Source organism: Vibrio sp. CCUG 15886, from assembly GCF_028570825.1.
GTDB lineage: Bacteria > Pseudomonadota > Gammaproteobacteria > Enterobacterales > Vibrionaceae > Vibrio > Vibrio vulnificus_B.
Genome location: NZ_JAQQBT010000001.1, coordinates 1,536,744 through 1,549,353, shown reverse-complemented (window position 1 = coordinate 1,549,353; position 12,610 = coordinate 1,536,744). Strand labels below are relative to the sequence as shown.

Sequence of the window (12,610 nt, the reverse complement as noted above, 5' to 3'; positions counted from 1 at the left end):
GCATTTACAGGTCACATTTTGAACAATATTACAGGCCGCTATCGTCACATTCTCGGTTTCACCATGAACCCGCTTCCTAACTCGACGAGAGCGCTGCCATCAGGGTTCTAAGATAAAATAAGGAATAGAATACTGAGTGTAGAAGTTTAAATATAAGTTAAAAATCAAGTTAGATATTTTTCATCAAAAATAAACAAATAAAGATAAATAAAATCTGCTTATTGGATCATCAATATAAATAATTTAATTTGTAAGGGCCCTATAGATATAGTTCGCGCGGACTTTATTTATGGATATTATAATGACATTACAACAAAATAAGCGCTCCATCCTCGCTCTAGCCATTATTTTTGGCTTGAGTGGTTGTGGTGGCGACTCTGGTGGTAGCTCCTCTTCTCCAACCGTGCAACCTGATAAGCCCGATACGCCGACGACCAATCCGGATGATCGTTTTACCAAATCCGGCCAATGCACAGCGACTCAGCTTATCGCTGACACATCAAGTTTTGCATCTCAAATCGCGAATGCCGATTACGACTGCATGAGTTCATGGTTTAGCACCAGTCAAATCGAAGCGGATGCCTTATTCTCTGAACAAAACTTAGCACTGGTTAATGAAGCGTTATTAGAGACCGTTAATCAATATCAAGGCGAAGAAAAAACCGCCAAGCATATTTACTATTTGGCAGAGTTCATCAAAGCCGCCTATAAAAACCGTCACGATACGTATGCGAGAAAAATAGCGCCTTTTAGCACCGAGTTAAGCCAGAATATCGCGACAACATCAGCAACCTTCCTACGTAATACCCATGCACTAGAAATGGGTGACGAACAGATGAAAGCGTTGGGATCGATGTTGATCATCGTCGACAGTGTGCGTCAGTTACACATTGCAGCAAGCGATGTTTTTGCTCTACTTAACCAATTTGAGCAGCGCTTGACGGAAAACTACTACTACCGCAAAGCCATCAATAACATTTTCGTTGCCATGGCAGGCCACTCACAAAGTGATGATTTTTATCAACTCTTAGCCAATGATCACCGTTATATCGATACCTTGTCGACTTTTGTTAGCCACAACCAGTGGGCGCTTGGAACCGACAGCGAGTTTCTCATTGGCAACGCCGCGAGAGAACTGGCGCGCTTAATCAAAACCGATGATGACAAGCTAAAAGAGAAAATGACGCAAACCTTGGCGACGCTACTCCAACAATTTCCACTTGGCGGGCAATCGGATCGCGTCTGGGTCGGCATTGCGGAGATGGTCAACGCTTATGCCCCAGAGCGCGCTGCAGAACTTGGTCTGCAAGATGCCAAAGAGCGCCTTCGCCAACGTATCATGACCTTTAGCCACGATTGCCAAGGTCCAGCACAAATTCTGGCACAAACCATGACTCTCGCCCAAGCGGAGCAAGTGTGTCGTACGCTGAATGACAAAGAGGTCGATTTCCACACCGTCGCAAAAACCAATCAACAACCTGTCCCCGACGACAATAGCGATAAAGTCGATGTCATCGTTTTCAAAACCAAAGACGACTACAGTACCTATTCTTCGTTTTTATTCGGTAATACCACCAACAACGGTGGCCAGTTTCTCGAACGCGATCCTTCCCAAGCCAACAACGTTCCCCGATTCGTTGCCTATCAAAACGGCTGGGATGACGATTTTTCGATTCTGAATCTCGAACATGAGTACGTGCATTACTTAGATGGCCGATTCAACCAGTATGGGGATTTCCATACGACGATGCGTGAAGGCCACATTGTTTGGTGGCTCGAAGGTTTTGCGGAGTACATGTATTACAAAGAAGGCTACCACGCCGCATTGGTGTTGGGTAAAGAGAAAACCCACACTCTACCAGAGGTATTTGCCACCAGTTACAACGACGGAGTGAACCGCATTTATCGTTGGGGTTATTTGGGCGTGCGCTTCTTATTCGAAAAACACCCTGAAGCGGTGGAACAATTGCTCCATCATTCTCGTCTTGGTGAATACAAACAGTGGGTCGACTACCTTGATCAAATTGGCCCGATATACGCCAACGAGTTTTCGCTGTGGCTAGATGACGTCACTAAAGATATTGATGACACCGTGACGCCGCCAAGCAAAGAAGAAAAACCGCAAGAGCTGGCGCTCAATACCCCCTTCTCCGTCAGTGGCGCGCAATTTGCCGAGAAGCTTTTCTTTGTCGATGTTGCCGCCAATACACGCGAGCTCACGTTGACGATCCAAGGTAGCGGCGATGCCGATCTTTATGCCTGCTTTGATAAAGTGTGCCATTACCATGACTATCAATGGACAAACTTTACCCACGGCAGCAACGAAAGTATCCAGATTGAAAAAGAATCCGACGGCTATGTGAAAGCTGGACGTTACTATCTGAGCATCAGCGGACGAGAAGCGTTCGATGTGCGCGTCACCGCGCAAGCGCAGTAAGTGATCCGAACCGCCAACGCCTCACTGAGGCTGGCGGTTCATTCTCCCCGCCTCTCTCTGCCACTTTTTCTATCTCTTTTCTATCGCTTGCTTGAGTTCATCAATCATCCGCTTGATGTTGCTCTGAGCCTCAGGATGATAAAGCGCATAAACACCTGCCGGAATGCGTTGTTTTAATGGAATAAAACGAACTTGAGGCCAAGATAAATTGGCATAACTCTGCGGCACAATCGACACGGCCTGACGCGCCGAAATCACCGCCAGAAGCGTATTTGGCTCCACCACTTCTTGCACAATATTGGGCCGATAACCCGCCTTAGCGCAGTACTCAACAATTAAACGCGTGGACGAAGAGTTCTCTTGCTTTAGCATCACGAAATCGGCCGATTTTAAGTCACTTAGCGTTAACTGTCCTCGTTGCGCTAAAGGGTGTTCACTGGGCAATGCTACCACCATGGATTCTTGGTAGAGACACTCACTCAAGAGTGGCGCCACATCACGGGTATCGGCAAAACGCACCAGTCCTAGATCAATTTGGTGCATCAACAACTGGCGGACCTGCTTCTCAGGAGAGAGCTCAAGTAAGTTCAGCGTGGCATGCGGCATCAGTTGTTGCAGTGCATGAAAAGCGGGGCCAAAACCAGCCCAGAAAATCGAACTCATCAAGCCGATATCGAGTTGCTGCTTCTCTTCGCGCGCGCACTGCTTTACTCGATAAATTGAGCGCTCAAACTGAGCAAACAAAGTGACGCATTCTGCCTGCAACTGTTCGCCAGCTTTAGTCAGTTGTACATTTCGCGTGTTTCTCTCAAACAGCGCTGTGCCCAACACCTCTTCCAACTCTTTGATTTGTGCACTTAAAGGAGACTTGGTGATATTGAGCTGCTCCGCCGCCCGACTGAACTGCCCCAACTGCGCCACTTTATCAAAGTAACGCAACATTTTAAGCGTGATCCTTTCTTCCACTTACTCACCTCATTTTGTGCCATTATTCAGCACAATCATGCCATTTTAAGCGATTTTTGCCATACAACATTTGCGCTAAAGTGTTCATCAGATAACAAGAAAGAGGAAACACCATGACATTTGATCCAGTCAACCAAGCGCTTGAAACCATTTACAGCTACAAACCCAATTACCAACCTAAAGTCGCGTTTATTCTCGGCTCTGGTCTCGGCGTGATTGCTGATGAACTCGATGACAAAATTGTTATACCGTATCAAGAACTGGAGGGTTTTCCGGTTAGCACGGTTGAGGGGCACAGCGGCGAGTTGGTTCTGGGCAAACTGTTCGGTATCGATGTCATCTGCATGAAAGGCCGAGGCCATTACTACGAACATCAAACCATGAAAGTGATGACCAACCCTGTGCGCACCTTTAAGCGCTTAGGTTGTGAATTTCTTCTGGTCACCAATGCAGCGGGCTCACTCCGCCCCGAACGCATCGATGTGGGTTCCTTGGTGGTCTTTAACGATCACATCAACACCATGCCAGAATCCCCGATGACTGGCCCCAACGACGACGCCTACGGGCCAAGATTTTTCAGCCTTGCCAATGCCTACGATAAATCACTGCGCAGCGAAGCACTGACTGTCGCCGAGGCCGAAGGCATTCATCTCAATCAAGGGGTCTTTGTCTCATACACTGGACCAAATTTTGAAACCGCCGCAGAAATTCGCATGATGCAAATCATCGGTGGTGATGTGGTGGGCATGTCGGTTGTTCCTGAGGTCATTTCAGCCGCTCACTGCGGCCTCCCTGTGTTGGCCTTGTGCGCCATCACCAACATGGCTGAAGGGCTCAGCGACGTCACGCTCTCACACGCTCAAACCCTCGCCTGTGCAAAACTGGCCGAAGCGGATTTCATTAAACTGATTAAAGCGTTTATTAAGAGCCATTTTGCCACTTCTTAACAATCTCGTTGCAAATTCACCTATAAAAATGCCCAAGTGACTTGGGCATTTTTATTGGTCACGAAGCTAGCCTGTAAATAAGCTCTCTATTAATACATTTTGAAGTGTTTTTGCGGTATCCAGCCCAATATGATCGTGTGTTACTTTCATCAAAAAACGTACTTGTATGTCCAAAGGAGTGGAAACAGCAAATTGGCTATTTTTCACCCAGTCAGGACAGACCATTAACGATGACCTTCCATTCATATGTGTATATTGCATCAGCCTGCTTCCCATGGGTATCCATCGACAAGTCTCCGCAATTTTGTAACCTCTGTTATGTATTTCCTCTCGAACTACTTCCTTTGGAAGCGGCTCACTGTACATAACAGTATCAATGGGAACATCTGAATCATCTCGACCAAGTATCTGAAACTTATGATGGAATTCCGATAAAGAAAGTGTTTTTTTATCGCCGAATACCGGGGTAAGTTGAACATCGGCCGTTGTTTGAACGTTGTTGTTACCATGGACGATGACGGAACCTTCATAGCCAATCTTTAACTCTTCTAGCAATTTTTCTTCAATTGTGGGGGACAAGCAATCTGACGATATGAAACTGATAGGAACAGATAGATAACCTTGGTTTAGCTTACTATTAAGTTCCTCATGCATTTTTCTTAAATCATTTGCAAAGTCATAAAGTAATTGACCGTGTTCCGTTAGTTCAATTTTCTTACCTCTTTTTATAACTTTACTGCCTAATAAATACTCCAATTTTTTAACATGCTGTGAAACTCCAGGTTGTGTAAGACATAATCTTTCCGCAGCCATTGAAAAGCTGTTTTCATCATAAACAGCGCATAGAACATTTAGCGATTTAACGTCGATAGAATTTATATTTATCATTATGAACTCTCTTTATTATTATAGTTCGATTGATATTTTATAATATAAAGTTCACCATACCTTATAATAACTTATTATAGATATCGACATTATTAGTTATTTTTATATATCGATAATTCATTATTAACCGATCAACTGTAAAAGCCTTTAGTTACAAAGCATTAGGACAATCATGAACGTCTAGATTTGGTAAGCTTCTAAAAACACGGAAAACAAAATACAACTTATGTCCATTTGTAAAAAAATGAGAATAGAAATTTTCTCAAAATAGTGATCAGAGACGAGGAATAAACAATAATCGTTATTCTGGATTTTACAAACTAGAACTAATACTCTACAAAAATAGAACAACTTTTAGAATAAAACGGAAAAGTCAACGAAAACGCCCCCAAGACAGGGCCGTTTTCGTACCTTAAAAGATATCACTCAACTTTAAGGTTACTGCATCAAATGATACACCTTAAGGGTGTTGGCCATGGCTTCGGTGTCTTCTCCGAGAAACTCAATCGTCACGGCTTGGTTTGCGAGTAAAGTGATGCTGGAATCGCTGAATCGCCCCTCGGTATCACATTCTAAATGGACATAAAAGGCTGGCTTATCTGCGACCAAAGTGATGTGATTGCCTTCAATGCTTACCTCAATGTCTGCTTTGGCCATGGGCAAGCTCTTGAGCTCGTGAGTGGAGAACCATGTGTTACTGAGTGGCGATAGGTTAGCGATGGTATCGCCATTCACACTGGCTTCAACGTAAAAGAAACCGTGTTTGAGGCGAGCTGTATCCAGCTCATTTTGCCACACCACTTGATTGCTGTCCGCGCCCGCACTCTGCGTAAAACACCAACTTTGCTCTACCTCACCTTGCCAATTGATCCAACTGACCCGTCCGCTCACTTCACAGGCTTGGCGGGTGTCGTTGAGCAAATGCAAATTCAACGCTGCGCCGCGCGCTTCATTCTGCGATGTATGTGGCTGAGAGAAGATCAGTTGCACCGGTGCGAAAAAGCGTTTGGCTTGGTAGTGCAGCTGTTTCCAGCGGCCACTGTATTCCAAACTCGACCACGAGCTCACTGGCCAGTTGTCGTTGAGCTGCCAGTAAAGAATGCCTCGGCACACTGGGGAGATGGCGCGCCAATGTTCGCTGGCGGTTTTTATTGCCATCGACTGCTGCACTTGGCTGAGATAGAGCATCTGTTCAAAGCTCGTTGGGAAACGGAAGTAGCGCGTGAACATCTCGGTGATGATGCTGTTGCCTCTTGGGTTCTTTTGGTGCACTTCAAAGGTGGGCGAAGTGATGTTCCAATCCTCCTGTGGCACAAAGCGTTTGACCTCCGCCAAAGAAGGCCAAGACTGAAAACCAAATTCCGAGCAAAAACGCGGGTTAACGCTTTGATAAGCCGTAAACGGTTTACCGGAATGCCACACATCCCAAAAATGCATGTCGCCTTTATTGTCGTCGTGCCAGGCGTCGCCAAAATCAAGTTCACCGTTGCAGGGGGAACTTGGCCAGAAGGCTCGGCTGCTATCGATGCCGGCAATGGTTTTTTCAATATGGCGATTGAGGCGATCGTAATTGACCGTGTATTTCACTTTGTTTTGTCGCGATTCGTCGTACCAACCAATCGCTCCAATGACTTCGTTATCACCGCACCAAAGCGCAACGCTCGGGTGTTCACGTAACCTTGGGATTTGATACGCCAGCTCTTGGGAAACCTCTGCTAAGAAGGCATCGTGGCTTGGGTAAAGTGAGCACGCAAACATCATGTCTTGCCACACCAGCAAACCAAGCTCGTCACACAAACGGTAGAAAACATCGCTTTCGTACTGACCACCGCCCCACACGCGAATCATGTTCATGTTGGCATCCACCGCACTTTGTAAACGCTGGCGATAGCGTTCTGGTGTTTCTCGAGATGGCATCGCATCAATCGGGATCCAGTTCGCCCCTTTGGCAAAAATCGGCACGCCATTGACGACAAATTCCATCGCTGAACCAAGGTCGTCTTGCTGTGTATTCAGCGACAGTTGACGCAGGCCAATCCGTCGGCAGAGATGCAGCTCCTCACAACGCACAGAAGCGGTATAAAGTGGCTGTTCGCCATAGCCATTTGGCCACCACAATTGCGGTTTTTCGATCTCAAACTCGCACACAACAACGCCCGTTTTACTCACTTCCACCCGCTGCTCTTGCTCTGCCAAACGGAACTGAAGTGACGTCGGCAACGTGGTTTCGATGTCGGCACTCAGCAACACCTTGACGCTGCCATCGTCGCGCCATTGCTGCTCCGTGGTGAGTGATTTCAGCCAAGTGTAATTGACCGCTTGCAGCTCAATCTCATCGTAAATACCAGACACCATCAGGCAGATGCCCCAATCCCAACCAGAGTGACATTGGGTTTTGCGGATTAAGTTCATGTGCGGCAGTTGATTGTTGCCCATCGCAGAAGGGATCACAAAGGGCAGTGCTTTGGCACGCTGATTTGCTTCTTCGTCTACTCGACGAAATTCTGCGCGCACTTGGTTTTCCCCTCGCTGCAAAAAGGGGCGAATATCGACTTGATGACGTGCAAACATGTTGCTGCATTCAAGCACTTTGTGTTCGTTGATAAACAGCGTCATCAAGGTATCAACGCGAGTGAGGGTCATCCATATCGCTTGGGCTTGAAGGAGAGATTCATCAAGCCAAAGCGAGCGTTCGATGTGCCAATCGACTTGCGCGATCCATTGCGCTTGTTTTTCGTTTTCGCCCCAATAAGGGTCATCAATAATGTCCGCTTGCAAAAGCGCGGAGACGTTGTCACCGGGAATGATCATCGGCACAGAAATATCAGGGCGTTGAGGAGAAGTGAGTCGCCACTCACCATTTAAATTAAGCTCAGCAGAATGTAAGGATTGGGAAGCAAAAGTCGCATGCGAACGCATAGTAAAACCTATTGTGTTGTTATCGGCTTTGCTCAGTGTAGTGGCGAATATCCCTGATTTTTTCATGGCATTGTTAACGACTGATAAATTGCGGCGCACTTCAAGAAATAAAAAGGCTCACACTGGGTGAGCCATTAAGTATAGGGAGTTGCGAGTTAGTCGTGGCTTACTCCACCAGCGCAGTGTGCAGTTTCTCGATGCGCACCGCCGCCACTTTGAACTCTGGGATCTTCGCATGAGGATCGGTCGCCGTGGTGGTGAGTCGATTCACTGGCGACTCAACAAAGTGGAACGGAATGAACACCACACCCGCTTGCATACGCTTAGTGACAAACGCCGCGATTTCAATTTCACCGCGACGGGTTGAGACTTTCAGCATGTCGCCATTGCCAATGCCGAGCGCCTCGGCATCTTGCACGCTGATCATCGCTCGTGGCCCCGCAAGATTGTTCAAACCCTGCGTTTTGCGCGTCATGGTACCGGTGTGGAACTGCTCAAGAACACGCCCCGTGGTGAGCACCAGTGGGTACTCTTCATCAGGCAGTTCTGCAGCATAGCGGAACGGGATCGCCTCCATCTGGCCTTTGCCACGGGTAAACTGCGTTTGGTGCATGATTCGCGTGCCTGCAGGGTTGTTTTTGTTGCTCGGCCACTGCACGCCTTCGCGGGTGATGTTGTCCCACTTGAGCCCTGCGTATTGTGGCGTCACGCGGGTGATTTCGTTGGTGATGTCTGCCACCGAACGATAGTGCCAATCGCTACCCATCGCATTGGCGATCTCTTGGATGATTCGCCAATCTTCTTTTGCTTCACCGGGAGGGTTCACCGCAGGATAAATACGCTGAACACGGCGCTCCGTATTGGTAAAGTGACCCGATTTTTCAGCAAACGAGCAAGAAGGCAAGACCACATCGGCGTATTGCGCGGTTTCCGTGAGGAAGATGTCTTGCACCACCAAGAAATCCAGCGCCTCCAATCCCTCAATCACATGCGCCTGATTGGGGTCGCTCAATACGGGGTTTTCGCCCATCACATAAAGCACTCGCACATCACGGCGGCACGCCCCATCGATGATTTCGGTTAGGGTCAATCCCGGCTCCGCAGAGAGATTGGGTGCATCCCATTCAATGACAAATTTCTCGCGCACCAATGGGTTATACACTTTTTGATAGCCCGGGTAGTTGTTAGGTAGCGCGCCCATATCACACGCGCCCTGCACGTTCGACTGCCCACGCAATGGGTTGATGCCCCCACCCTCGATACCAATGTTGCCACACAGCAGTTGCAGGTTGGCGATAGAGCGAACGTTGTCATGCCCCGTGGTGTGCTGGGTGATGCCCATTGAGTAGTAGACGGCGGTGCGTTTCGCGGTACCGATCATCCTAGCCATGGCAAAAATGTCGTCGGCTTTTACGCCCGTCACCAGTTCGACTTTGTCGAGCGCATAGGCCGGCGACATCACCTCTTGCAGCATGGTATCAAAGCCATCGACACGCTCTTCGATGTACTCCATGTCATACCAACCGTTTTTGATGATTTGCTGCATCACGCCATTAATCAACATCACATCCGTACCGGGGCGATGCGCCAAATAGAGCTCAGCGTGATCCGCCATGCCGATGCGTTTAGGGTCCGCTACAATCAAACGCGCGCCATGATGTCGAACCGCTTGTTTGATGTGAGACGCAATCACCGGATGCGCCGCCGAGGTGTCCGAACCAATGATGAAGATGACATCCGAGTGCTTGATGCTTGGAATGTCGTTGGTCATCGCGCCACTGCCCAGCGACGCTTCCAACCCCGTGACGGTCGATGCGTGGCAAAGCCTTGCGCAGTGATCGACGTTGTTGGTACCCAGTTCACGACGCATGAACTTCTGGAAGGCGTAGTTATCTTCATTGGTGGTTTTCGCCGAAGAGAACCCCGCCAATGCGCGGCCACCGAAATCTTGCTTGATGGTGCTGAACTTATCCGCAATTAAGCGGATGGCTTCTTGCCAGCTGGCCGGCTGCAACCAACCATCTTTACGGATCAACGGTGTAGTGAGCCGCTCTTCACTGGCGACAAAATCGAAACCATAGCGCCCTTTGACACACAGCATGCCTTCGTTGACCAGCGAGTGTGCCCCTTCTACATAGCGAATTCGGTTGGCCGCTTCGTCAACATGCATGCTCAACTTACAACCGACCCCGCAGTAGGTACAAATGGTGTCCACTTTCTTCAAAGGCGTTTCGCGGCCTTGCGAGCGATCGCGCGCATCGGTCATCGCCCCAACAGGGCACGCTTGCACACAGGCGCCACATTGCACGCAGCGTGAGTCGCCCATCCTCACCCCCTGACCACCAAAGTTCGGACGGCAATCCGGACGCACCACCGGGCGACCTTTTTCAAGGCTCATGAAACTCAATACACCTTGCACCGACTGTTCACGGCAAGCTTGAATGCACTGACCGCAACTGATGCAGCGGTTAGCATCAAAGACAATAAACTCAGAGCTGTGGTCGATCGGGTATTTATGACGTGGGTCGTTTTGACGCAATGCTTGCCACTCATCATGGCTTTTGATGTTCACCGAATAGTGGAAGTGCTGTTCGGCGCCATACTCAGTGGCGTAATCGCGCAGGTCACACGACGTGTTGACTTGGCAACCACATTCTAAACAGCGCGCCGCTTCCGCCATCGCTTCGGCGTTATCAAAGCCTAACTCAACTTCTTCAAAGCTTTGCTCGCGCTGCTGAGAGGTCAGCTCAGGCATGATGGTGCGCGCCACTTTTTGCAGGTGAGAAAAATGAAGCGGGTCGACCTGTTTCAACTTCTGCTCTTTACGAGAATTGAAGGGCTTAAGGGGAATATTTTCCATGTCACCATCGAAGAAACGGTCAATGGCCTGCGCAGCAATGCGCCCATCCGCGACCGCTTCAACCGCGGTGGCTGGGCCACGGCGAAAATCACCGATACTGAAGATATTGCCGGTGCCACTGTGCATGGTTTCTGGATTTGCGTCAGCGGTGTTCCAGCGAGTCAGAGGTAGCGTTAACGCTTCCCCTTGCATAAAGCTCAAATCGGCTTGCTGAGAAACCGCAGCAATCACGGTATCAAAGGCTTCGGTGAAATACTCACCCGTCGCTTCAGGTCGGCGACGACCAGAGGCATCGGGCGCACCCAGCGCCATTTTTTCCAGCTTCACTGAGCACACTCGCCCATGTTCGTCGGCGATGTTCTGCGCAGGATTGGTCAGGAAGTGAAACTTGACGCCTTCATGTTCTGCTTCTTCGATCTCGTAATCTTCCGCGGGCATTTCATCGCGAGTACGACGATAGATCAACGTGGTATCCGCCCCCGTTCTCACTGCCGTCCGCGCGCAGTCGATCGCCGTGTTACCCCCACCGATCACCGCCACTTTTTTGCCTGTGGTGAAACGCTGCTCGGTGACGAAATCTTTCAGATAATCCACCCCTAAATAACAACCATCAAGATCGCTACCCGGGTAATCCATCGCCACCGCTTTTGAGGCACCCACTGCCAAACACACCGCATCATAGTCTTGGCTTAACTGCGACAAACTGATGTCTCGACCCAGTTTTTTGTCGGTATGAATCGCCATGCCGTTGCGACACATCAACGCGATCTCTTTATCGAGAATGCTCTTCGGTAGACGATACTCGGGAATGCCATAACGCAGCCAACCACCCGCTTGTGGCATCACTTCAAACACATCCACCTGATAGCCTTCATTGGTAAGGTAATAGCCCGCGGTTAAACCACCAGGGCCACTGCCGACAATCGCAATACGTTTGTTTTTGTCCGCTTTTTTCTCGGGTGTGTAGGCTTCTTGCGCAGCAAGGTCAGCGTCCGCGGCGTGGCGTTTCAGTTGGCGGATAGCAATCGCATCATCCACCAGCGAGCGGCGACATTCGGATTCGCAAAACGCAGGACAAACGCGGCCAATTGACAAAGGCATCGGCAGCGTGCGTTTGATCACTTCAATCGCTTTTTGATGGTCGTTTTGCGCAATATGGTAAAGATAGGATTGAATGTCCACGCCCGCAGGGCACGCCGTTTTGCACGGCGCTTCGCAGTCGGCGTAGTGGTCACTCATGATGCGGTTGAGCGCCTGTTTACGATGCGCAGACAGCGCTTCGGATTGCGTGTTTACCGTTAGGCCGTTGTAGACTTCAAGCTCACAAGCACGGCGAGTACCGCCACTTTCAACCTCAACAACACACAAATCGCATGGAATCTTCTCACCAGAACGATTCATGCCACACAAAGACGGAATCTCAACCCCACACACTTTGGCGGCTTGCAGAACGGTTTGCCCCGCCTCAACGATACGGTATTTACCGTCTATGACAATTTGGATCATACGTTACCCCTTAGGCCGGGATGTTTCACCGGACTTTGGCAGCAAAAAAGCAACGTAGTTACTTTAAACGAGGCCACTTTCCAGCCT

The 12,610-nt window shown here is 49.0% G+C and carries 6 protein-coding genes; 2 read left to right on the top strand and 4 right to left on the bottom strand.

The annotated features are described in order from the left end of the window. The first annotated feature begins 289 nt into the window (after positions 1 to 289). On the top strand, positions 290 to 2,437 hold the full coding sequence (locus tag PQQ36_RS06485) for a M9 family metallopeptidase (protein ID WP_225508916.1): 2,148 nt from the start codon (positions 290 to 292) through the stop codon (positions 2,435 to 2,437). A gap of 69 nt (positions 2,438 to 2,506) precedes the next feature. On the opposite strand, the gene PQQ36_RS06480 is transcribed toward PQQ36_RS06485, so the two are convergent. Further along, a complete protein-coding gene (locus PQQ36_RS06480; RefSeq protein WP_225470602.1) occupies positions 2,507 to 3,403 on the bottom strand; it encodes a LysR family transcriptional regulator in 897 nt (298 codons plus the stop codon). A 113-nt stretch (positions 3,404 to 3,516) separates the two neighbouring features. Between PQQ36_RS06480 and xapA the strand changes: the two genes are divergently transcribed. Beyond that, positions 3,517 to 4,350, top strand: a complete 834-nt coding sequence (gene xapA, locus PQQ36_RS06475) for a xanthosine phosphorylase (protein WP_011082246.1) — start codon at positions 3,517 to 3,519, stop codon at positions 4,348 to 4,350. A 66-nt stretch (positions 4,351 to 4,416) separates the two neighbouring features. Here xapA and PQQ36_RS06470 read toward each other — a convergent pair whose 3' ends face one another. The 3 genes from PQQ36_RS06470 to fdhF all read right to left on the bottom strand — a co-directional run bounded on the left by PQQ36_RS06470 (position 4,417) and on the right by fdhF (position 12,523). Further along, positions 4,417 to 5,238 carry a LysR family transcriptional regulator gene (locus PQQ36_RS06470; protein WP_011151625.1) on the bottom strand — a complete coding sequence of 274 codons (822 nt, stop codon included), beginning with the start codon at positions 5,236 to 5,238 and terminating at the stop codon, positions 4,417 to 4,419. 438 nt (positions 5,239 to 5,676) lie between these two features. Further along, on the bottom strand, positions 5,677 to 8,157 hold the full coding sequence (locus PQQ36_RS06465) for a beta-mannosidase (protein ID WP_225470601.1): 2,481 nt from the start codon (positions 8,155 to 8,157) through the stop codon (positions 5,677 to 5,679). A gap of 166 nt (positions 8,158 to 8,323) precedes the next feature. Next, entirely contained in the window at positions 8,324 to 12,523 is a 4,200-nt protein-coding gene (gene fdhF / locus PQQ36_RS06460; RefSeq protein WP_273660593.1) for a formate dehydrogenase subunit alpha, read from the bottom strand. Positions 12,524 to 12,610 lie beyond the last annotated feature (87 nt).